Origin of the sequence: Lysinibacillus sp. FSL L8-0126, from assembly GCF_038630385.1 — a bacterium.
Lineage (GTDB): Bacteria > Bacillota > Bacilli > Bacillales_A > Planococcaceae > Lysinibacillus > Lysinibacillus fusiformis_D.
The window spans coordinates 2858958-2879944 of sequence record NZ_CP152028.1 but is presented as its reverse complement, the minus strand read 5'-3'; the positions used below and the strand labels follow the sequence as shown (position 1 = coordinate 2879944).

General features: G+C 35.7%; 25 protein-coding genes, 1 tRNA gene and 1 pseudogene. 8 read left to right on the top strand and 19 right to left on the bottom strand.

What is annotated here, in order from left to right; all coding sequences use genetic code 11:
* The first annotated feature begins 68 nt into the window (after positions 1 to 68).
* From MHI34_RS14105 to MHI34_RS14085, 5 genes are all read left to right on the top strand, one after another.
* Positions 69 to 1196, top strand: a complete 1128-nt coding sequence (locus MHI34_RS14105; RefSeq protein ID WP_036124253.1) for a hypothetical protein — start codon at positions 69 to 71, stop codon at positions 1194 to 1196.
* Positions 1197 to 1370: 174 nt separating this feature from the next.
* Complete coding sequence (locus tag MHI34_RS14100) at positions 1371 to 2861, top strand: serine hydrolase domain-containing protein (protein ID WP_058844350.1); 1491 nt, start codon at positions 1371 to 1373, stop codon at positions 2859 to 2861.
* A 574-nt stretch (positions 2862 to 3435) separates the two neighbouring features.
* Positions 3436 to 3537 (top strand): YjcZ family sporulation protein, encoded by a 102-nt coding sequence (locus tag MHI34_RS14095; RefSeq protein WP_139149540.1) that lies wholly within the window; start codon positions 3436 to 3438, stop codon positions 3535 to 3537.
* A 503-nt stretch (positions 3538 to 4040) separates the two neighbouring features.
* Positions 4041 to 4427 carry a hypothetical protein gene (locus MHI34_RS14090; protein WP_340809288.1) on the top strand — a complete coding sequence of 129 codons (387 nt, stop codon included), beginning with the start codon at positions 4041 to 4043 and terminating at the stop codon, positions 4425 to 4427.
* A gap of 17 nt (positions 4428 to 4444) precedes the next feature.
* Complete coding sequence (locus MHI34_RS14085) at positions 4445 to 4909, top strand: hypothetical protein (RefSeq protein WP_036124246.1); 465 nt, start codon at positions 4445 to 4447, stop codon at positions 4907 to 4909.
* Between the two features lie 455 nt (positions 4910 to 5364).
* On the opposite strand, the gene MHI34_RS14080 is transcribed toward MHI34_RS14085, so the two are convergent.
* The 4 genes from MHI34_RS14080 to MHI34_RS14065 all read right to left on the bottom strand — a co-directional run bounded on the left by MHI34_RS14080 (position 5365) and on the right by MHI34_RS14065 (position 8599).
* A complete protein-coding gene (locus MHI34_RS14080; RefSeq protein ID WP_342503552.1) occupies positions 5365 to 5946 on the bottom strand; it encodes a hypothetical protein in 582 nt (193 codons plus the stop codon).
* A gap of 639 nt (positions 5947 to 6585) precedes the next feature.
* Positions 6586 to 7197 (bottom strand): hypothetical protein, encoded by a 612-nt coding sequence (locus MHI34_RS14075; RefSeq protein ID WP_036124242.1) that lies wholly within the window; start codon positions 7195 to 7197, stop codon positions 6586 to 6588.
* A gap of 34 nt (positions 7198 to 7231) precedes the next feature.
* Positions 7232 to 7846 carry a hypothetical protein gene (locus MHI34_RS14070; RefSeq protein WP_058844346.1) on the bottom strand — a complete coding sequence of 205 codons (615 nt, stop codon included), beginning with the start codon at positions 7844 to 7846 and terminating at the stop codon, positions 7232 to 7234.
* Positions 7847 to 8113: 267 nt separating this feature from the next.
* Positions 8114 to 8599, bottom strand: a complete 486-nt coding sequence (locus MHI34_RS14065) for a DinB family protein (protein ID WP_342503551.1) — start codon at positions 8597 to 8599, stop codon at positions 8114 to 8116.
* 341 nt (positions 8600 to 8940) lie between these two features.
* Here MHI34_RS14065 and MHI34_RS14060 point away from each other — a divergent pair.
* A pseudogene (locus tag MHI34_RS14060) lies at positions 8941 to 9241 on the top strand (IS3 family transposase); the annotation flags it as partial.
* Positions 9242 to 9292: 51 nt separating this feature from the next.
* Here the strand turns inward: MHI34_RS14060 and MHI34_RS14055 are convergent.
* The 3 genes from MHI34_RS14055 to MHI34_RS14045 all read right to left on the bottom strand — a co-directional run bounded on the left by MHI34_RS14055 (position 9293) and on the right by MHI34_RS14045 (position 10724).
* Positions 9293 to 9520 carry a hypothetical protein gene (locus MHI34_RS14055; RefSeq protein WP_036125924.1) on the bottom strand — a complete coding sequence of 76 codons (228 nt, stop codon included), beginning with the start codon at positions 9518 to 9520 and terminating at the stop codon, positions 9293 to 9295.
* A gap of 192 nt (positions 9521 to 9712) precedes the next feature.
* On the bottom strand, positions 9713 to 10249 hold the full coding sequence (locus MHI34_RS14050; RefSeq protein ID WP_230593913.1) for a hypothetical protein: 537 nt from the start codon (positions 10247 to 10249) through the stop codon (positions 9713 to 9715).
* A 401-nt stretch (positions 10250 to 10650) separates the two neighbouring features.
* Positions 10651 to 10724 (bottom strand) — tRNA-Arg (locus tag MHI34_RS14045).
* Positions 10725 to 10944: 220 nt separating this feature from the next.
* Here MHI34_RS14045 and MHI34_RS14040 point away from each other — a divergent pair.
* A complete protein-coding gene (locus tag MHI34_RS14040; RefSeq protein ID WP_058844342.1) occupies positions 10945 to 11691 on the top strand; it encodes a glucose 1-dehydrogenase in 747 nt (248 codons plus the stop codon).
* A gap of 92 nt (positions 11692 to 11783) precedes the next feature.
* The gene (locus MHI34_RS14035) at positions 11784 to 12434 is read left to right on the top strand and encodes a hypothetical protein (protein ID WP_342503550.1); all 651 of its coding nucleotides are present in this window, start codon (positions 11784 to 11786) and stop codon (positions 12432 to 12434) included.
* 14 nt (positions 12435 to 12448) lie between these two features.
* Here MHI34_RS14035 and MHI34_RS14030 read toward each other — a convergent pair whose 3' ends face one another.
* The 12 genes from MHI34_RS14030 to sdhB all read right to left on the bottom strand — a co-directional run bounded on the left by MHI34_RS14030 (position 12449) and on the right by sdhB (position 20983).
* On the bottom strand, positions 12449 to 13117 hold the full coding sequence (locus MHI34_RS14030; RefSeq protein ID WP_058844341.1) for a DUF2071 domain-containing protein: 669 nt from the start codon (positions 13115 to 13117) through the stop codon (positions 12449 to 12451).
* Between the two features lie 59 nt (positions 13118 to 13176).
* A complete protein-coding gene (locus MHI34_RS14025) occupies positions 13177 to 13347 on the bottom strand; it encodes a DUF2639 domain-containing protein (protein ID WP_170829897.1) in 171 nt (56 codons plus the stop codon).
* A gap of 98 nt (positions 13348 to 13445) precedes the next feature.
* Complete coding sequence (locus MHI34_RS14020; protein WP_058844340.1) at positions 13446 to 14906, bottom strand: YdiU family protein; 1461 nt, start codon at positions 14904 to 14906, stop codon at positions 13446 to 13448.
* 130 nt (positions 14907 to 15036) lie between these two features.
* A complete protein-coding gene (locus tag MHI34_RS14015; protein ID WP_036128211.1) occupies positions 15037 to 15540 on the bottom strand; it encodes a metallophosphoesterase in 504 nt (167 codons plus the stop codon).
* Between the two features lie 12 nt (positions 15541 to 15552).
* Positions 15553 to 16146 carry an XTP/dITP diphosphatase gene (locus MHI34_RS14010; protein ID WP_036128214.1) on the bottom strand — a complete coding sequence of 198 codons (594 nt, stop codon included), beginning with the start codon at positions 16144 to 16146 and terminating at the stop codon, positions 15553 to 15555.
* 2 nt (positions 16147 to 16148) lie between these two features.
* Entirely contained in the window at positions 16149 to 16898 is a 750-nt protein-coding gene (gene rph / locus MHI34_RS14005) for a ribonuclease PH (RefSeq protein WP_036128216.1), read from the bottom strand.
* Between the two features lie 134 nt (positions 16899 to 17032).
* On the bottom strand, positions 17033 to 17830 hold the full coding sequence (gene racE / locus MHI34_RS14000) for a glutamate racemase (protein WP_036128218.1): 798 nt from the start codon (positions 17828 to 17830) through the stop codon (positions 17033 to 17035).
* 10 nt (positions 17831 to 17840) lie between these two features.
* Positions 17841 to 18293, bottom strand: a complete 453-nt coding sequence (locus MHI34_RS13995; RefSeq protein ID WP_016991542.1) for a MarR family transcriptional regulator — start codon at positions 18291 to 18293, stop codon at positions 17841 to 17843.
* Positions 18294 to 18367: 74 nt separating this feature from the next.
* Positions 18368 to 18589: a LuxR C-terminal-related transcriptional regulator gene (locus MHI34_RS13990; RefSeq protein WP_004226437.1), complete on the bottom strand. Its 222-nt coding sequence runs from the start codon at positions 18587 to 18589 to the stop codon at positions 18368 to 18370.
* 187 nt (positions 18590 to 18776) lie between these two features.
* On the bottom strand, positions 18777 to 19241 hold the full coding sequence (locus MHI34_RS13985) for a thioesterase family protein (RefSeq protein WP_036128221.1): 465 nt from the start codon (positions 19239 to 19241) through the stop codon (positions 18777 to 18779).
* A 297-nt stretch (positions 19242 to 19538) separates the two neighbouring features.
* Complete coding sequence (gene tnpA / locus MHI34_RS13980; RefSeq protein ID WP_271912593.1) at positions 19539 to 20012, bottom strand: IS200/IS605 family transposase; 474 nt, start codon at positions 20010 to 20012, stop codon at positions 19539 to 19541.
* 191 nt (positions 20013 to 20203) lie between these two features.
* Positions 20204 to 20983, bottom strand: a complete 780-nt coding sequence (sdhB, locus tag MHI34_RS13975) for a succinate dehydrogenase iron-sulfur subunit (RefSeq protein ID WP_058844339.1) — start codon at positions 20981 to 20983, stop codon at positions 20204 to 20206.
* Positions 20984 to 20987: the final 4 nt, after the last annotated feature.

The window sequence follows — 20987 nt, the reverse complement described above, 5'->3', positions numbered from 1 at the left end:
AACCTTTTCAATTGGTAAAACGTCTAATTATTGGTAACACAAGTTAACCTAAAGGAGAATTGATAAACATGAAAAAACCTGTTAAAAAAACATGGCTACTGGCTTCAGCACTAACACTAGGAATGGCTGTATTAACACCGCTGCAAGCTGGTGCAACATCTGTGGAAACAACAAATAATGTCATAATGCAAATAGAACAAAAAATACAAGGTACCGTTAAATATTTTGGTGGTGATGGCCTTACTATCAAAGGTACAGATGGCAAAAATTATTATATTGGGTTACACAAATTCTCTGATCAGCAAATCGAGCAATTGAAGCTAGTGGAAGGACAGGAAATTTCAGTTGAAGGTAGCATTATAGAGGATTACTCGGACTTCTATACCTTTGATGTGTACAAAAAATCACTACCTAAGGGCGTAACGAAAGAAGAGTTAATCCAATTAGAAAAACTCTTTCATGACATGAAAAAAGCAGGAAAAGAAGAGAATTATGAGGAAATGGAACGTCTCTATCAAGCGATGGATAACATCACAAGACCCTATGAATTAGCAAACTGGCAACCTGAGCCGTTTGAAGAATTTATCAATGAAGCAGCATTTACTGAAAAGAACATTGTTATTAAAGCTCAAGATAAAGAGCAGTTGAAAACTCTTTATACAGAATGGATAAAATTCACAAAAGAAGATAAAACGGAAATGGCACAAGAAAAAATAGATAAAATTTACACGATCCTTGAGCCGTATCACCAAGAGCTGTATCCGCCACTAACGTTTGAGCAATACATGGCGGACATGGAAGTAGATTTGACAAAAGAGGAACTCACAGAGTTAAAATCTATCTATGATGAAGCTCAAAAAGCAGATAAAGATAAAAACGAAGAGTTATCAATGAAGCTTTGGGATCAATTCTACGAAAAGTTGAACTCACATTTTAAATATGAACAAATTTCCTTTGAAGAATATATGGCTGATATTGAATTCGAAATTAGTCAATCGGATTACACAAAATTAAAACAACACTATGAAAAAGCTGTTACCCTTGAGAAAGATGGGGAAGAAGAAAAAGCTGGTGAGCAATGGGAAGCCTTCTATAAAATTTTAGATCCTTATTATGAGGCCAATAAAGATATTCTCATCTCTGCATCTAAACTCATAATTAATGGGCAAGATTTACTTCCAGAGCAAACTAAATAAATTTTATTGGGGCTCTCCTATTGATATAGGAGTAGCCCTTTTTGAGTTTTCTGATGTGACAAAATTGTCATGTTATCCCTCGAATAGTCATGCTAATCGATGGTTTGACCATATTTTGGTTGTTATAGTAATCCATGTTGTAACAAATATATTTCATTCTAAGGAGAAAACAACATGACACGATTAATGAAAAAATCGATGATGATTGCTGTAATATTGATCTTTTATATTTTGATACCCAAATTAGTACAGGCTGCATCAAATGATACAATTAGGAAAATTGATCAATTTATTGAGGAACAGCAAACCATTAGCGAAATCCCAGGCCTTTCGGTAATCATTGTTGATAAAGGGAAAACGGTATATCAAAAGGGCTTTGGTTTTGCAGATATGAAAACAAAAACGCCTGTCACTTCTCATACCCTTTTTGAGCTAGGCTCCACCTCTAAAGCATTTACGGCGCTTGCTATTCTGCAATTAGAAAATCAAGGTTTGTTAAAACGCTCTGATAATGTTCAAAAATATATCCCTTGGTTATCATTAGCCTATAAAGGGGAGGAACAGGTCATGACAATTCAGCAGTTATTGTCACATACAAGCGGAATTCCCTCTAATTCAATTACTCGTATTCCAGAAAGCACGGCTGATAACGCCCTTGAGCTAACGGTCAAAACATTACTGGATCATCCATTAAATCGCAAACCAGGTAGCTCCTTTGAATATGCAACGATTAATTATGATGTCTTAGGACTAATTATTGAGCATGTTTCGAAACAGCCATTTGATCAATATATCCAGCAAAATATTTTACAACCTATTAACATGGATCAATCTTTTGTAGGGGTTCATCAAGTACAATCTAGTAATATGGCTTCTGGTTATAAAATTGGCCTTATGAGAGAGCAGGCATATATACCACCTGTCTACAGTGGGAATATCCCTGCTGGCTATATCATCAGTAACGCCAATGATATAGCGAGATGGTTGAAATTACAGTTAGGAAACAGCGAAATCTATTCACTCAGTAACAATCTCATTCAAGAATCCCATATTCCCGATCAAACAGTGGAGCCTTTTGATACGAATACTTTTTATGCAAACGGTTGGGCAGTTGTTGAAAAGGACAATAAACCATATATTTACCATGCTGGTGAAAATCCAACCTTTACTTCATATTTCATCATGCAACCAGATGAACAAATAGGCGTAGCTATTTTAGCCAATATGAATACAAGTTTTACAACAGCGATTGGACAAGGGGTCATGGATTTATGGGAAGGCAAAACGATTCAAAATCAACATGTTAGTAGCTATCAAAAGCTAGATAAAATTGTAACAATTATAAGTGCTATCGTCATCGCAATTAGTATTTTCTTCTGTTACCTATTATTTAAAAATATTCAAAGCCTCTATAACAAGCAACGTGGTTTGGCAAAATTAAATTACAAAAGAATATTCCTTTTATCTGTACATTTTGTACTCGCTACTACACTACTGGCCGCGATATTTTTTACGCCCACTATTTTACTCGGTGGCCTAAATTGGACATTTATCAAAGTTTGGGCTCCCACTTCTATTACGATATTGTTGTATAGCACCATTGTGGCAAGTTTCCTCTATTTTTCACTAGGGTTTACACTCATTGCTACAAAAAAGAAAATCTAGATAACGCCTACATTTTCGATGAAGAAAAGAAGGATAGTTCGTCACAATCAATGGATATATTTCACACATTTAAATGATAGATAAGAATTTTATCCATCTATTTTCATTGTAGGTTGAAAATTAAATGGTAGGTCCAAACAGGAAAGGTCACCTCTATACTTTTTAAGATTCTATTCGTAATGCTGAGGAGATGACAGAAGACTTTCACCTGCGCAAATTAAAAAGGCAAAAAGAATGGGTAGTCTTATGAATTGAACGATGAATGGTAAGTTGGTTCGCCCATATTGCAATAACACCAAATAATAATAAAAGCGGCGTTTTTGAAACTTGACATTTATTTTTTTATAAAAGCATCACCGCTTCATTTAAGCTAAAACACTAGCTACAATTCTGGATTGGGTCAATATAGAATAATCAATTAGACGAATACCCCTCTCCTTTCAATATCCCCACATACAATAAATTGAAGAAAGGAGAGGTCACAATGGGATACTTTGGAAACACAGGCGGTTTTAATTGTTGTTACGGAGGCTATAGTCAAGGCTTTGGTCAAGACTATGGCGGAGGTTATTGCATGGACTACGGTAAAAATAATAGTTCCACATTCGTTTTAATTGTTGTTCTATTTATTCTTTTAATTATTGTAGGCGCAACTTTCGTGCAAAAAGAATATTAATATGAATCATCTTTCACTGTAAGAAAACGAATATAAGCTAGTGCCTTCATTATTGGCAACTATCGATCATGTCGTTACAGCACCATAACAAAAGGGTCACCTCCAGCTGGTGACCCTTTTGTTATGGTGAGAACATCTTGTTGATGTCATTATAAAACTTGCCTCGTCAAATTTTGTTAGTTCACAATTAGGGAAAAAGCCAGTTCTTTTCCCAGCTTTTCATCGGACTAGGCGTCTTTTTTAAGGAAATGCTATTGTTCTCACTTCAATTTTCGTTAGTTCAATATAACCAATAAGCTAGATATAATTGAATAAAATGATAGAAATTCCAGATGCACAATTCGAGGAAAGTTTTATATTGAAAGATGGCAGAGAAAAATAGAACAGATGGCAAATAAAGTCGCCTGTTTTTCATTTTTCGCTTTTCATCATAAATAAATCTTGCTATCATTTCTTTATTTCCAGCAGGTAAAGTCGTAAAATCGGGGAAAATCTATAGTTTATTGAAGAAATCCGGTAAAAAGGATGAGGTAAATGCATTAGCAGGATTAGGGAAAGTTCAAAAGTTTAATAGCAGAGGAATCTTAATGGATGGAAATTCTAAGACTGGATGGCAACATATTGATAAAAGACATGTGTCAGGAACTGCTGCTACAAAAGGGACAACACTTTTTCCAAAACACCTTGGTGAGGCGAAAATTAAAAATTTAATTATGGAGTCTCTAGAAAAAGGACAATTAGCAAGTGTTAATCCAAAAGATGGTACTATGGTATATAAATATAAACCTAATAAATATGGTATTGATGAAATGACAACAGTTGTGACAGATAATTATGTTATAAAAACTTCTTACCCAACCAGTGGGAAATCAGTCATCACTAAAAGATAATTAGAGGAGAGCACTACATGCGAATAAAATTTAATGTCGATGAAGATATATTTGTTTTAAAAAACGAGGATCTTGGTTATGATTACTATTTCGATAGTTATTTAGAAGTATTAGTTAGTGATGGAGATGTCGAAGAATTACTCTTTTCTACAACTATGCACAGTACTATTGTAATTGAATTAAATGAGTTATTAATACGACTTCATCAAACAAATGAAGTACAAAAATTAGACCCATTTGGAAACGCTAATATTATTAGCTTTGAAAAGAAAGGTCATAATCTCATTATTACGAACTACAGTCAATTATCTGGTAATAATGAATGGGTACATACTTTCGATTTATTCGATTTTACAAGTGCTTATATTAATGAATTAAAGAGATATTTAAATTCTTTGATGGCGGTAGATAGTAATGTAATAAAATATAAAAGTTTTGTATATCTTAAAGAAGGGTTAGACTCATTACAAGCAATTAATTAATAATAATGGAGTAATTCCCTTCCAAAAACAGAGAATCATATGAACTAACCCCATAAAAGTCAGATACTAATTTAAACTTTTATGGGGGTTTTTTTATTCAAGTAGTCTGGCGATACTGCATCTATGATTGAAATTGCGAAAAATAATCTTAAACCTTCTAGCTTTCCTTTAATCAGTTCATTTTTTGTCAAACCAAGCTTTATAGACTGCTTGCTGTAATCTAGTAAGGAGCGAGAATGGAAAGGGTATACTTATCTATTCTCAACTGAATTTGGTAAAGCTTATCTTCGTTACTCCTTCAGTAGTGATGGGATTATATTATAAAAAAATCCAGATTCGTGTTATCGATTAACGACACACTTTTGCTAATTTATATAAATAGTTATTTAATCAAGAAGCAAGAATGTAAAAACTATTTGATAATTAAAGTTATCTTATAAACATATTGTAAGGCTTTATATACTTGTTCCATCCGTAAAGATTATGGATTTAATTTTATAGTTAAAAGTCATATTCTCAAATGGTAAATTATAAAAGCGCATATCTACATCATTGAATTGATTTAAATCAACAGCAGTATTAAAGTTTGTAGAACCATTTGCAGGAATAACATCCCATTCATATTTCATTACTGACTTGTATACTAACTCGCCGAACATATCATAAAAATATGTTTCTGCTAAAAATCCTTTAATGTCTTTATCTGTGTGATTTATATATTTCATAATAAAATTTAATTCATATCCATAGACATTATTATCAGTACTAGGATCTCTAGGAATAACATCTTCTAAAACTACTGTCAAAGATGTATTTAAATGATTGTCTTCATCAGTCTCTTCATTAGTGGAAGCTTTCTCGATAGCTAAATTATCTTGATTTGTTGTTACTGCTTTTTCCTCTTGATGTAAAGTCTCTACTTTTTCTTGTTCATTCTCACCTGATTTATCAACACGCTCTTCTTTCTGATTACATGCTGATAGAATTAAAATATACAATAAACATAGTAATAATAACTTTATTTTACTCTTTTCCATAATAATTCCTCCATATATGTATTAATCTATATGGTATCATAATTAGGAAATTCCACTCAATACAAAATAATCATTTTAAGTGTTAATAATATAAATCAAATTAAAAAAATGTCCTTGCAATAAAGCTAAATAACTAGGAAAAGAAAATATGACATCTACATTGCATTTATAAATATAGCTAAGCTACTTTCCCAAAGAATGAACTTATTTTAAACAAGTAAATTTTTCACTATACCTTAGCAAACTTTTTTAATATGTTATTAATCTTAACAAAGCATATTCGTCTACACATATTGTTTTCTCATGAACGTAGCAAACGATATTTAAAATGACTACTATGTTATTTGAAGAAGATTTATTACCATCTAGATGGCTTCACGCTAAATGTTTTTTATCCTCCTTGTCGGAGAGTTGTGTGCCGAACAAAACTATACTATTAGATACTTTTGAGGTAACTGTAGCTACCTTGAAGCTTGATTGCTTCCTATTTTAGGAGATATAAAGATAAGTTGAACAGCCTTGTATTACTCTCATGGCTGGCTCAAACGATCGTCGATTTGGATTACTGTTCGAATAGTTGCTGTCTCTTTTTAACATAGTAAAAAGCACCCAAATAGGAGTGCTTAATACAATAAATAGCTATCTAATTATTTGTTCATACGTTTTCCCTTTTACAGTAATTATCGCTTTAAGCGGCTTCCCATCCTGCTCTACTTGTTCTGGAACGGAAGCTAAAAAATGTAGTGTACCATTTTTCAGAGGTTCAATTGATGTAATATTTGTAAACGTGAAATCTGATCCACCTCGATTTTCTATTGTTGAGAAAGTCTTGTATTCGTATTTTCCATCATAAATAATTTTTACATCTACAAATTCATTAGATGTTTGACCTGTTGTTAGTAAACTTTTTACTAAAATAATTGTATCTAAGTATACTTCCCCCTCCTCTTCATTTTTGTAATATGTATACACAGAACTTGGATTTGGTGGTGAAATTTGTTTACCAAAAATATTGTTGTTAATTGTGATTTCTGCATAATTATCAACTACTAATACATTACCTTTAGTAATCGTCAGAACTTCCTCTACCTCTGGTTCATTTTCTTCATTATTTTCAGATGCCTTAACTTCTTCCTCTGCATTTTTCTCAACAGACTCTTTTGTTTTGTTATCTGAACTGCTGTTTTTATCACTTTGACCACAAGCTACCAATAAAATAGACACCAATAATAATAATCCTAGCTTTTTCATGACAACTCCTCCTGTATATTAGGTGCTCTTCAAGTTACTTATCGTTATTTTCATTTAATTCATCTGGATAAACCATAGTATCAAATACTTCTCCATTTGATTCATCTTTAATATATACTGTGACTTTATAATGTTCAACGTCTGCACCGTTAAATAATTGGTAGTACATGCCTGCTAAAGCAAGCCCAAAGGATGCCAGTGCATCGAAACTACCTTCAAACTTTTCCTTATTTACTGTGAGTGTAAACTCAGAAAAAGATTTGTTATAAGCCACATCATTTATAGAAGCAAAATCTTCACTTGTTTTAAGTTCTTCTACACTTTTTACTATTCTTTCTTTTAATTCCTTCATCATTTTTTTGTGCTCGGATTTAGACATTTTATAAGTTAAAGATCCATCATCATTCTTAATAACTTCCTTAATTCCACTATTTTTTGCCTCCGAAATAATAGAATCTATGTCTTGTCCCTTGTAAAGTGTAGCCGGTATGGTAACTTCAACATTTAAAAGTCCTTTATCCACTTTTAATGTTTCTTCTGATGCTTTTTCAGCACCTTCTTTTTTCTTACCACTCTCATCACCTTGGCTACAAGCTACTAACAAAATACCTAGTAGCAAAATAAGTGGTAAAATAAGCAATTTTTTCATTTATTCAAACTCCCTTCTCCACAAATATACATGGATAATCGAGGTAATTCTATGATTATTTTCATATTTCTACATTTTTTACTCCTATCAATAAAAAAACACCCTCATGCGAGAGTGTCTGATATCAAAGCTATTTTTACTTTTTCTATCCATTACTATGTTTTCATTTTCCTCTATCTAAAACCTATTTTTATAGCTTTTTATCAATCGGTATATTAAAAGCTTATTAAATCTTTCCATCTATTTATATTTATTTGGTCCCTACCTCTAACCCTTCAATGATGAAGAGAGACCCCGTCTAATTAGGTTTGCAGAGATAGGCTCTCTTCCCATCTCTCTAGCCCAAATTGATAACTGTCCTATATGATGGATTTCATGTACAATCGTATGGCGAATGACTTCACCCCATGTATGCGTCTCAATCCTTCCATCTGCCAATGTATTATGGAGTAAACGCTCTTCCATACTGTCATCCCATTGGTTTACAAAGTTTTCTACTTCTAAATGAAATTCAGCTTCCAATTTACGAACCTTTTCCAAGCTATTATATTCCTCAAAACTCTCCTGAAAATCAGTTTTACCTTGTAAAAGTCGTATCCAACTCCATTCGACATCAATTATATGGAAAAGTGTATGTAATATACTTCCCATTCCACCAGGTCGGTTTTGCAAAAGCTCTTCTTCACTCAACTCGTCGCACCAACGAAACCAGTCTTCTCTTACCATCCAATTATATTTAAAAAGTAATTGCAAAAAAGTTCCTCCTTAATTAAAAATGATTGAGTCATCTCAACAAGTTACTACTTCTTCATATATAGTTAGGATTCCTTCTCTTTAATTCCTTCAAATGTGAGAAATTCGTACGCAAATCACGCTATAAATTATATAAAGGCACTGTTTGGGAACGTTTAAACCGTCGTGTCAGTACCGTATACCCTTCAAAAAGTCGTAACAGACATATAGACGAAAAAGCCTAATACTGGATTTATATAATGGTGAGATTATTGCTTTAGCATATCAAAATGCCCGACACTCGATTTTGTGATGGGTTAGTGCTCCTAATCATTCATGAACGTGTAAAATACCATACGACCATTCACTCAGATCAAGCGTGGCATTATCAACATAATTCGTGGGTGCAAACATTAAAACAAAACAAGATTTTCCAAAGCATATCTCGTAAAACAACTTGTGCAGACAATGCCGCAATGGAGAACTTCTTTGATTTACTCAAACAAGAAATATATGACGTGGAAGAATGAATCTCCTATGAAGCGTTAAAAAAGAAAATAGAGAAGTTTATCGATTACTATAATAATGAACGAATTAAAACAAAAACTGGCTGGCTTAAGCCCAGTAAATTACCGAACTCATGCCAGCCAATTAGCTGCATAACTAAAACTTTAACATTAAAAGGTCACTACCTTTGGATGTGACTTATTATGATTAATCAAATTCTACAGTGTCTTGCACTACTGATACCTTATAAACATTTTTAGTATTAATTAATACCGTTTTATAATTTTCTGTTTCAGTAAATGAATACCAGGACTTCTCATTGAATCCATTAGTAATTTCTTCTGCAAAAGTTTCTTGTCCAATATTTGTCTTGATTTTATATTCTTCTTCACGACTTTCTTCAAAGTAAAACTTTACAGTATATTCATAATCCATTAACCAACACCCCCCATCTATCCATATCATGGGACAAATAGGATGGAAGTAATCAACGCTTTTGATCAATTCACACTGTTTTTTTGCGAACTTTCCTAGTATTAAGAAATTCATTTTCTTACTTATTTATTTTTATGAGTTAACAAAATAAAAACCACACTCTTTTTTGAATGTGGCTTTAGTATTTATTCATTAAAAAAAATCACCTTTGAAAAAAGGTTTTATTCCAACTTCTCTAAATAAATATTTTATTGGATGGCAATCATTGACCAAATTTCTGTTGGGAATTAAAATTTCCTCCCTGAGTTCTTTAAATATTTCTGGATTAATTTCCGGAAACCATTCTTCATAACTCAAATGTTTATCTTTCTCTATCAGAAGTAAATAAACAACAATAATTTCAAACATATAAGGAAATTCTCGTTTAATATTTTGATAGTTATCTAACAATGAAGTTATATAGTCCTCAAAATTAAAAAATTTTGCTCCTTTTTCATTGTTATATTGTAAACGTTCCTTTTCAGGTTTAAAGACAAAAGTCGATTTATTATACCAGTTACCTAACATGCATGTAAAAAGTAGTAATGCATATTTTTTAGTTTCTTGATCCTCATCATTAAAATATTTAAAATATTCATCGTAAATATAACTCTTGGCAGTGGTAAAATACCCAATTTCAATCCCAGAAATAGTTTGTTTCACATTTTGTATAATTTTATTATTTCCCATCCCATAGTCACTTTCTTTAAAAATTTCCATAATATAGATTGTAACATAAATTTAAAATACAGGGAACATTGATACTATAATCCAATCATACTTTGAATATGACCCTGACCATGAACTCCCTTTTTGAATTGCAACCCTAACTCTTTGTCCTTCTTTAAACGAAACAAATTCTTTTGTATAACGATCTTTAACTGTAGGATCTTTTATCAATTCGTCTGTTCCATTTTAATTTCTTTGTTCACCATGTTTACATTTTGTTTACCTAATTTATTTTTTATATGTTATTCTATGCGATTCTTAAAAATATTAATATAAACAAAAAAAGCGCTCAAAACCTATTGTTCATAAGGTTTCAAGCGCTTTTCAATTTGGTTAAAAATTAACCTTTGATTTGTTATTGACGTCCCAGGAGGGATTCGAACCCCCGACCGACGGCTTAGAAGGCCGTTGCTCTATCCAGCTGAGCTACTGAGACATGGTGTCATTTCTATGTATTTCATAGGAAGGACAATACTTATTATATGTACTTTATGGCATAATGTCAACATTAATTTTACTATGTAGGCAAGGTTTGCCTCATATTGTTCATCATATGTTGCCACAGCTTCGATTATACCATGTCTTACTCCTCTCAAGAAGACGAATATGAAAATATTTGCTACACTATTGGCGATAAAAAATTGGGAGGTATGTAGATGTTTAAGGATTCGGTCGTTGTTGTTACAGGTGGCGCACAAGGGATTGGCAAAGGGATAGTGCTTGCATATGCACGGCATGGCGCAAAGGTGGTAATTGCTGATTTAAATGACGGTTTAGGTCAACAATTAGAACAGGATATGCTTGCACAAGGCTACGCTGTTTTATTTGTTCAAACAGATGTAACGAAGGAACAGGATATCGTTCAGTTAATGCAACGAGCTGTTGAGCAATATGGGACTATTCATATTTTAATTAATAATGCTGGGCAGTTTCAGCATATCTCTCCTTATGATGTGACGTTTGAGGAGTGGAATCATCTACTACACACAAATTTAACGAGTGCCTTTTTCTGTGCCAGAGAGGCTGCGAAGGTGATGAGGCACAATGTGAAAGGTGGTTCGATTGTTTCGTTAGCATCTACACGGGCTGAGATGTCAGAACCTAATACGGAAGCCTACGCGGCTACAAAAGGTGGTATTGTGGCGTTAACACATGCTTTAGCGCGGTCTTTAGGTCCTGATCAAATCACGGTGAATTGTATTTCGCCTGGCTGGATTGAAACAGGCGATTATGAGGCACTTCGACCAGTCGATCATGTACAGCATTTATCAGGAAGGGTTGGTGTGCCTGAAGATATCGCACAGGCTTGTCTCTATTTAACAAACCCCGTAAATAATTTTGTGACAGGCATTAATCTTACGGTCGATGGCGGCATGACAAAGAAAATGATGTATGAAGAGTAGTTTTGTCATTTGCTCTTCCTTACTTGTTCTTCATACCCAGAGTTTCCTTAGAGTATGCTACTGTAGGAGAAAGAACAAGAAGGAGTGAAGCCTTGTACCCCTATTCAAATGGGTTTTCATTAAGCCAGCTGTATCAAGCCCCCTCTACTCAATATACGGCACCGATTCGTCACTTTTTACATTCACATGATTACCGGCGCTGTATCAGTAAAGCCGAAGCTGATTTTATGGCGATGAATCGCTTACTTTGGATGGAGCATGTCAATTGGACGCGAATGACGATTATTAGCATTGTCTTCAATTTACCTGATCTTCCTTTTGTGCAGCAGCGTCTGTTACGAAATGCGACTGATTTAGGAAATTGTCTACGTCCCTTTTACGGCGACTCTATAGCAGATCGATATACAGCATTAATTAAAGAACATCTGCTGCTGGCTGCTCAATTAGTGACAGCTGCTTCTAAAGGAGATGCTACCACAGCGGAAGCAAAAGAGAAGGAATGGTATCGCAATGCAGATGATATTGCGCTATTTTTGCATACGATTAATCCTTACTTAAGTAGAGAGGCTGTCCAAAAAATGTTTTATACGCATTTAGCTTTAACGAAAAATGAAGCCGTGACGATGATCCAGAAAGATTATCAAGCTGATATAGACGTTTTTGATGAAATTGAAGCAGAAGCTCTAGCCATGTCAGATATGATTGCTGGCGCCATTGTGATGCAACTTTGTTATCTTTTTTAATGTAAAAATCCCATTTATTTGCGTTCAACTACTGGTGGAAAAACTTTCGCTACTTTGTTTTTAGCAAAATGAGCAATAGGCTGCGTTCCCTGAAAATTCCCCTTCATAAAAGAAGCTAATGTATTACTGTGAATCGTTGCGCTTGCCCGCTGTATTTCCCATGGTGAGTGGTGGATATCAATTCGAAAAAGGGTATCCTTCCACTTGGCCCATGAATGATAACGTTCTACAATCCATTGGTCAAAATTAGTATTCGTGTGATCTTCTATTGTATAAGTAACCCTTAATCTTTCGTCACAGGCTTTGTAATGGCTTGTATATGAAAAGTGATTTTCTCTTTGTTTTGCTAAGATTTTGGAGAAGCGGTATGGTAAACTACCTAATGCCGTGATTTTTGACACGAAATAATTCGTGACATCTAAATGAAAAAAATAGATGCCTTTCATGCCGTTATACTCTACATATGTTCGGACATTCAATTGTAAATAGATATTCATTCCAGGAATGGTTGGTAGAAATCGTAGTCGATGTCGATGAACTTTAAAAAGGACAGCACTTAGCCAAGCATTTTGTTCAAAGAGATCAAGTTTTAGTTCCTCAGGTAGATGTTTTTCTAACTCTTTGGGGTCTATGGGCCAGTGTAAAAATAGAACATCTTGCCATGTCTGTGTCATCATCCACATAGAAAAACTCCTTTCTAACTACTAGCTTTTCCTAGAAAGGAGTTATTCAAACAACTGGACTATTGATCTTGCTCAGCATATTCTATTTCAACATACCGATAATATAAATTTCGTAATTCAGATTCTTTAAATAAGCCTAAATGGTTTTTAAATTGAGGATGAACCATTATCCCATGAGCTCGTAACTCTTTGACAAACCAACCTTTTGAAAATTTATGCACCGACCCCATTCTCCTTTATCTTTATTCATACATAGAGTATGCGATCGGATTCTGTAGAGTGCCTATATACAATAAAAAACGAGAGAATGAATGTCTCTCGTTTTTACTCATGTGCCACAAAAAGTACGATATGGTTGATTAGACGGTTCAGGTAATGCAGCATATTCTTGTTGCTCTTTCGTATGGGCATAAGGCTGAGCAAGGACTTTTAATAAATTATTCATAACACGATAGTCGTCTCGTTCTACAGCTGCTTCTAAAGCTTCTTCTACCCTGTGATTGCGAGGAATAACAGCAGGATTATGTTGACGCATTAATTGTTGTGACATTTCTTTCGTTTGCTGCTGTCTCGCTAATCGCTCCGTCCATTTTTGATGCCATTCTTGAAACGCTGATGCATTCATTAATGGGGTATCTTCCATTTGCTCAAAGGTTAAAGCGATAAACGTATTCGTATAATCTGCTTCGTATTGTTGCATAAGCTGTAGAAGCCCTTCAATAAGCTGGACATCTTCTTGCTCTTCATTAAAAATACCTAGCTTTGCGCGCATCCCCTTTAACCAATTTTCAACGTAGAAGTGAGGATATTGTTGTAGCGTGTCTTGTGCCAATTGAATAGCTTCTTCTTGATCATCGTGAATGAAAGGGAGTAACGTCTCAGCTAAGCGTGTTAAATTCCAGCCACCAATGTTGGGCTGATTTCCATAAGCATAACGACCTTGCCGATCAATAGAGCTAAATACAGTCGCGGGATCATAGGTGTCCATGAAAGCGCAAGGACCATAATCAATGGTTTCACCGCTAATGGTCATATTATCTGTGTTCATGACTCCATGAATAAAGCCCACTAACTGCCACTGTGCTATTAAGGATGCCTGCTTCTTCATGACTTCCTTTAGCAAATAAAGATATCGATTTTGAGTGCCAGTATCAGCTGAGAAATGACGTTCTAATGCATAGTCAGCCAAGCGTTGGAGCTCTTCATCTGTTCCCCATTGTGCGGCATATTGAAAGGTCCCTACTCGCAAATGACTGCTGGCAACTCGCGTGACAATTGCTCCTGGTAATTCAGTTTCTCGCATAATCATTTCACCTGTAGCCACTACTGCAAGACTACGTGATGTGGGAATCCCTAACGCAAACATCGCCTCACTCATGATGTACTCCCTTAGCATTGGCCCTAACGCAGCTCGTCCATCTCCACCACGAGAATAAGGTGTTCTACCAGAACCTTTTAGTGCGATATCATACCGTTCCTGTTGAGGTGTTATATGTTCTCCATATAAAAGTGCTCTACCATCACCCAACATATTAAAATGACCAAATTGATGCCCTGCATAGGCTTGTGCAATTGGTTCGCCACCTTCTGGGATTTTATTGCCAGCTAAGATAGCGACTCCTTCTTCCCTCTGTAAAGCTTGAGCATCTAATCCAAGTGACACTGCAACAGCTTCATTTAACAAAACTAGCTTTGGTGAACGAACAGGATTTAACGAAATATCGGAATACATAATACTTGGTAGTCGAACATAACTATTATCAAAATGCCAGCCAATTGTCTTTTCCATGTTTTCTCCTTTATTGCCTTTTGATTTATTTTTGCAATTTCAACATTAATCATTCCTAGTCAAATTTACCACTAGAAAGCCTACATAAAAATCCACATAACTTTAATGTTATGCGGATTTTTATTTTATGTTAATTTCGTTGAAAAATATGAGTCGCAATACTTTGATGATCATCTGTCAAGCAAGCGACTTTAAAAGAGGTTGCAGTGATTTCCACAACCGCAAAGCTTTTCTCTTTACGACCACGTGGTTTTAATAAGCTTCCAGGATTTAAAAATAAAATATCATCAATCATTTCGGCACCAAGGATATGAGAGTGACCAAAGCATACGATTTGTGCGTCCACCTCTTTGGCCCGATAGGTTAATGATAAGATGGAATTTTTCACATTGAATAAATGGCCATGCGTCACAAAAATTTTAACATCATTGACTGTGAAAATTTCCTCTTCGGGGAAAGCTGTTTCACGATCACAGTTTCCTCTTACTTTTTTCACGCCTTTTAATGCCTCATGTGAGAAAGGAAGTTCACTATCTCCACAATGAATGACAACATCTATTTCAGGATAAAAACCTTTAACCTTTTCGATGACATGGCTATCACCATGTGTATCGCTCATAACAAGTATTTTCATGGATATCACCTCTTATTTTATAAGATTCGGTAATTGTTCCTTTAACTTGCGAATGGCATTGCCACGGTGAGAAATAGAGCCTTTTTCCTCTGGTGAAAGCTCAGCCATCATACGATTTAAGCTTGGTACGAAAAAGATTGGATCATAGCCAAATCCATTCGTTCCACGTTTTTCATGTGCAATAACCCCTTCACATGTGCCGAATACCGTTGTCGTTACAAAATCAGGTCCTGCAATTGCAATGCAGCAGCAAAAACGGGCAGTACGTTTGTCATCTTCGACACCATGTAAATTAGCTAACAATTTTACCATGTTTGCTTCGTCGTCATGATCGCCAGCATAGCGGGCAGAATACACGCCTGGCTCACCATTTAATGCATCCACTGCTAAGCCACTATCATCTGCAATCACAATTGTGCCAAGTTCCTTCGCCAACGCTTCTGCTTTTAAGATTGCATTTTCTTCAAATGTTGTACCAGTTTCTTCTATTTCCATTTCTGGTGCTACTTCAAACATTGTCACTACTTCATAACCTAGTGGACCAAATAATGCTTCAAAATCTTTTGCTTTTCCTTTATTTTTTGTGGCGATGACTACTTGTTTCATAATTATTGATTCCCTCCGACTTTGTTGGCCAGTTCACCAAGCGTTGTTTTTTGAAGATTTACTAATTGCTGAATGCCTTTTTCACCCAATGCTAACAATTCATTCAGTTCTTCACGAGAAAAGGTAGCTTCCTCACCTGTACCCTGTATTTCAACAAATCGCCCTGTGCCTGTCATCACAATATTCATATCAACAGCAGCAGCCACATCTTCTACATAATTTAAATCAAGAATGGCACCTTGTTCTTCTACAATGCCAACACTTGTTGCCGCTAAAAAGTCTGTTACTGGGAACTTCTCAAATGGCTTTTCTTCAGCAAACTTAGCAATTGCCTGTGTCATTGCAACAAATGCTCCTGTAATAGATGCTGTACGAGTGCCACCATCAGCTTGAATAACATCACAGTCAATCCATACAGTGCGTTCTCCAAGGGCTTCTAAATCGACAACAGCACGTAATGCACGCCCAATTAAGCGTTGAATTTCCATCGTACGGCCATTGACTTTTCCTCGTGAGGATTCACGTGGTGTACGTTGAGCGGTTGCACGAGGAAGCATTGAGTACTCGGCTGTGATCCATCCTTTCCCTTGGCCACGTAAAAAGCCAGGTACTTTGTCTTCAATTGTTGCTGTGCAAATTACTTTTGTATTACCTACTTGAATTAATACGGAGCCTTCTGGGTGTAATAGATACTCTGTATCCATTTTTACAGGTCGTAGCCCGTCTTCATTTCTTCCATCAAATCTTGTCATATCATTCGTTCCTCCTAAAAACTTTCGCGCCCTCATCTTATCACAATTTGTGCCATCAAAAAAGTACTCGGACGTTTATGTACATAGCTAAAAAAACGGCAAAAATCAGCCTAGCCTGTTGCTAAGCTGATTTTTTATTTTAATGTCATACGTTTTATGTCAAGAGTACCTTGCTCCAGCCAATTCTCAGCGATTGAACGGAAAATTGGAACAGAACCAGATGCAAAAAATTTATGGGCAGGCACCGCATCAGCATTTGCTAAAGTGCCGTTATACGCTAACATTTCTTGAACATCTTTTGCTGTTTCCTCCGCAGAAGATAACACATTCACATCTCCTCCGACAACAGCTTCAATTTGTTTTTGTAAAATAGGGTAATGTGTACACCCTAAAATAACCGTATCAAATTGTCGATTTTTCAACGGCTTTAAGCCTTCAGCTATTAACTTATTTGCAAAGTCACCTTTGTATTCGCCACTTTCTACAAGTGGTACGAATGTTGGACATGCTAGTGGGATAATATGTGTTGACGTATTAAGTGATAATAAGGCTTCTTCATACGCCCCACTTTTAATTGTTCCTTCTGTTGCAAGCACAACGACTTCATGTCGCTTCGTCTTTTTTACAGCTGCACGTGCGCCAGCATTAATAACGCCTAGTACCGGAAAAGGCATATTTCTTTGTAAACTTTCGAGTGCTACTGCAGTCGCTGTATTACAAGCAATAACGAGCATCTTAATATTCATTTTTTCGAGTGCTTTTGCCATTTGCCAAGTGAAATTCCGTACTTCCTGACGACTTCTTGGACCATACGGACATCTTGCTGTATCGCCAATATAATAGATCGTTTCGTTTGGCAATCGCTTCATGATTTCTTTTGCTACGGTTAAACCGCCTACTCCTGAGTCAATAACGCCTATCGGGGCATTCATACTTTCCGCCTCAATCCTGTTTCATGTGTACATGTAGTTTTTCTAAATAGCTTGATAATTGCGCGACTTCTTGTTCATTAAAACCAACAAGCATCTCCTGCAAGTATTGCTGCCTTTTTTCAATAACTTCTTGAATAATACGTTCGCCCTTTTCGAGAAGATGAACGACAACAACACGGCGATCATTTTCATCACGCACACGCTTGACTAATTCATTTTTCTCCATTCGATCCACTAAATCTGTTGTTGTGCTAAAGGCTAAATATAAACGGTTTGATAATTCGCCAATTGTAATATCACCAAGCTCTTCTAACCACTGTAATGCAACAAATTGTGGCGGCGTTATCGCATAGTCGGAAACAATTTCTCTTCCCTTTTGCTTCACGATGGCCGCTATATAGCGTAATTCCTTTTCAACCGTTGCAACGGTTTCAGGTGAGTGCTTTGTTACTTCATCCGACATATAACTATTTCACTCCTAAAAATACGTTGAATAGTTCTATTTTGTCGTTTTTTTCACGAAATAGCAAGTGTCCATTAGTCTAATTTAAATTCTTCCAAGCGTAACAGCTCAATTAACGCCTGAGATCGATTCGTTACACCTAGCTTTTGAATTGTATTGGAAATGTGATTCCGCACTGTTTTTTCACTAATACCAAGCTGCTCTGCAATATCTCTCGTTGTTTTTTCAGCTAATAAAAGCGCAAATATTTCACGTTCTCGGTTTGTTAAAAGAGAACGATGATGAGAGCCATTCATTCAGTTACACCCTCCTCCCCCGCACGTATTGTAACTTATGTTAAGGGGCTGGAAGCGGTGACGGCTATTTGCATGATTATTCCATGTTTCCTTAAAAATTTCGAAAATTACATCGATACATTCATAAATTTTATGTAAAATGCAATTCCTACTTTTTCAATAAACTTTCATATAATTACACTATAAACTAATGAGGAAGAATCGCCAATTGAATGAATTTCGTCCTATCTTCCTCAGAAATCGGCACACTCTTGCCTGTTCGAGGATCCATTTGCACAATTGTTCCACGACCAGTGAAGCAAATTTCATTCTTTTGATTTTTAGCAAGATAATGAATGTCCAGTGATGAATTTCCAACTTTCGCGATCTTTGTGTAAATTCGGAGAACATCATCAAAGAAGACCTGCTTCACATAATCACATTGTAAATCGGCCACTATCGGTATAGCCTCCACATCCTCATTAACTGCTGAAGGCATTAAAATACCTAAATGATGGAAATAATCAATTCTTGCTTGCTCAAAATATGTAAAGCTAACGGTATTGTTCATATGACCAAACATGTCTGTCTCTGAAAAACGTACACGTACCTCACTATAAAAGGAAAAATCCTTTTCCCACTCTTGAAAATCTTCAATATAGTTTGCTTTCATGTTACACCATCCCCTGTTATGTATTTGCCTGTTTTAATTATAATGACGGCAAATGAAATGAATACATATTCATTATAAAAGAAAATACTATATTATCATAGAAAAAACCGCAATTTACGCCTTTTATCACAAATATTCCTTCTGTTTATATCATATGCAACTTCAAATCAGAACCACCAGTATAACTGGTGGTTTGCTCTGCGCGTGAAACGCTGGGGTACTGGCCCATGTCTAAAGACATTCTGAATGGTCTGCCAACCGCACTCCGTTTTCACACAAACCGCTAAAGCGGCTTACTTATTTTTTCTTTCTCTTGATTTCTTCTCCTGTGAATGGGTCAATGAATTCTTTCATCGTCATTTGATCTTGCAGGATATCTTCTTGTAATTGATTTTTTATATACTCTTGTATCTTTTTCTTATTTCGGCCGACTGTGTCCACATAGTATCCTCGACACCAGAATTGACGATTACCGTATTTATACTTTAAATTCGCATGTCGGTCGAAAATCATTAGACTACTCTTCCCTTTTAAATAACCCATGAACGCAGATACACTCAATTTCGGTGGAATACTTACCAACATATGAATGTGGTCAGGACAGGCTGTTGCCTCTATGATTTCTACATCTTTTCTTTCACATAATTGGCGCAATATTCTTCCAACATCTGCTTTAATTTGACTATAAATAATCTGCCTTCTATACTTTGGCGCAAAGACGATATGATACTTACAATTCCACGTTGTATGTGCTAAACTTTTGTTATCCATTTATGGTGGCTCCTTTCGTACGAAGTCGGTTGACTAGACCTGACTTTATTGTACGTTTGGAGTTTTTTTATTGTCCATAGCTAAAAGCTTTCCGGAACCCCCTGCATAGCAGGGGGTTTTCAAAGCACACAAATAAAAAAACTCCCTCACACAAAGTGTAAGAGAGTTTGGGCATTTAGCTTGTCCGTATATTAATCTACGTAGTGATCAGAACCGAAGAAGTTACGGAACATTTGCACTGTAGTTGCACGGTTTAGTGAAGCGATAGATGTTGTTAAAGGAATTCCTTTTGGACATGCAGCTACACAGTTTTGAGAGTTACCACAGTTCGCAAGGCCACCATCACCCATAATAGCATTTAAACGTTCATCTTTAACCATTGCACCAGTTGGGTGAGTGTTGAAAAGACGTACTTGTGATAATGGAGCTGGTCCGATGAATGAAGCTTTTTCAGACACGTTTGGACATGCTTCCATACATACACCACAAGTCATACATTTAGATAATTCATAAGCCCATTGACGTTTACCTTCTGGCATACGTGGACCTTCACCTAAATCATAAGTACCATCAATTGGTACCCAAGCTTTCACTTTTTTAAGTGCATTGAACATACGTTCACGGTCAACTTGTAGGTCACGAATAACAGGGAATGTCTTCATTGGCTCAAGCTTAATTGGCTCAGTCAATTGATCAACAAGTGTTGAACATGATTGACGTGGACGGCCATTGATGACCATTGAACATGCACCACAAACTTCTTCTAAACAGTTCATATCCCATGATACTGGCGATGTGTTTACACCATCCTCAGTAACAGGATTTTTTTGAATTTCCATTAAAATTGAGATTACGTTCATACCATGACGGTAAGGCACTTGGAATTTTTGCCAGTAGCTATTGCCGCCTTGTGTATCTTGACGTAAGATTTCCACTTTGACCATTCTTCCAGTATTAGCTGCGATTTGCATAACT

What these genes read in the sequence shown, in the direction of transcription:
- MHI34_RS13985 (WP_036128221.1), bottom strand. Translation starts at nt 19,241, where the DNA reads ATGAAAGCAAACTATATTGAAGATTTTCAAGAGTGGGAAAAGGATTTT.
- MHI34_RS14020 (WP_058844340.1), bottom strand. Translation starts at nt 14,906, where the DNA reads ATGGAAAAGACAATTGGCTGGCATTTTGATAATAGTTATGTTCGACTA.
- tnpA (WP_271912593.1), bottom strand. Translation starts at nt 20,012, where the DNA reads ATGGATAACAAAAGTTTAGCACATACAACGTGGAATTGTAAGTATCAT.
- MHI34_RS13990 (WP_004226437.1), bottom strand. Translation starts at nt 18,589, where the DNA reads ATGAATGGCTCTCATCATCGTTCTCTTTTAACAAACCGAGAACGTGAA.
- MHI34_RS14050 (WP_230593913.1), bottom strand. Translation starts at nt 10,249, where the DNA reads ATGGGAAATAATAAAATTATACAAAATGTGAAACAAACTATTTCTGGG.
- MHI34_RS14030 (WP_058844341.1), bottom strand. Translation starts at nt 13,117, where the DNA reads ATGTGGATGATGACACAGACATGGCAAGATGTTCTATTTTTACACTGG.
- MHI34_RS14055 (WP_036125924.1), bottom strand. Translation starts at nt 9,520, where the DNA reads ATGGATTATGAATATACTGTAAAGTTTTACTTTGAAGAAAGTCGTGAA.
- sdhB (WP_058844339.1), bottom strand. Translation starts at nt 20,983, where the DNA reads ATGCAAATCGCAGCTAATACTGGAAGAATGGTCAAAGTGGAAATCTTA.
- MHI34_RS14085 (WP_036124246.1), top strand. Translation starts at nt 4,445, where the DNA reads ATGCGAATAAAATTTAATGTCGATGAAGATATATTTGTTTTAAAAAAC.
- MHI34_RS14010 (WP_036128214.1), bottom strand. Translation starts at nt 16,146, where the DNA reads ATGAAACAAGTAGTCATCGCCACAAAAAATAAAGGAAAAGCAAAAGAT.
- rph (WP_036128216.1), bottom strand. Translation starts at nt 16,898, where the DNA reads ATGACAAGATTTGATGGAAGAAATGAAGACGGGCTACGACCTGTAAAA.
- MHI34_RS14070 (WP_058844346.1), bottom strand. Translation starts at nt 7,846, where the DNA reads ATGAAAAAATTGCTTATTTTACCACTTATTTTGCTACTAGGTATTTTG.
- MHI34_RS14040 (WP_058844342.1), top strand. Translation starts at nt 10,945, where the DNA reads ATGTTTAAGGATTCGGTCGTTGTTGTTACAGGTGGCGCACAAGGGATT.
- MHI34_RS14025 (WP_170829897.1), bottom strand. Translation starts at nt 13,347, where the DNA reads ATGGGGTCGGTGCATAAATTTTCAAAAGGTTGGTTTGTCAAAGAGTTA.
- MHI34_RS14015 (WP_036128211.1), bottom strand. Translation starts at nt 15,540, where the DNA reads ATGAAAATACTTGTTATGAGCGATACACATGGTGATAGCCATGTCATC.
- MHI34_RS14105 (WP_036124253.1), top strand. Translation starts at nt 69, where the DNA reads ATGAAAAAACCTGTTAAAAAAACATGGCTACTGGCTTCAGCACTAACA.
- MHI34_RS14100 (WP_058844350.1), top strand. Translation starts at nt 1,371, where the DNA reads ATGACACGATTAATGAAAAAATCGATGATGATTGCTGTAATATTGATC.
- racE (WP_036128218.1), bottom strand. Translation starts at nt 17,830, where the DNA reads ATGAATGCCCCGATAGGCGTTATTGACTCAGGAGTAGGCGGTTTAACC.
- MHI34_RS13995 (WP_016991542.1), bottom strand. Translation starts at nt 18,293, where the DNA reads ATGTCGGATGAAGTAACAAAGCACTCACCTGAAACCGTTGCAACGGTT.
- MHI34_RS14080 (WP_342503552.1), bottom strand. Translation starts at nt 5,946, where the DNA reads ATGGAAAAGAGTAAAATAAAGTTATTATTACTATGTTTATTGTATATT.
- MHI34_RS14095 (WP_139149540.1), top strand. Translation starts at nt 3,436, where the DNA reads ATGGACTACGGTAAAAATAATAGTTCCACATTCGTTTTAATTGTTGTT.
- MHI34_RS14075 (WP_036124242.1), bottom strand. Translation starts at nt 7,197, where the DNA reads ATGAAAAAGCTAGGATTATTATTATTGGTGTCTATTTTATTGGTAGCT.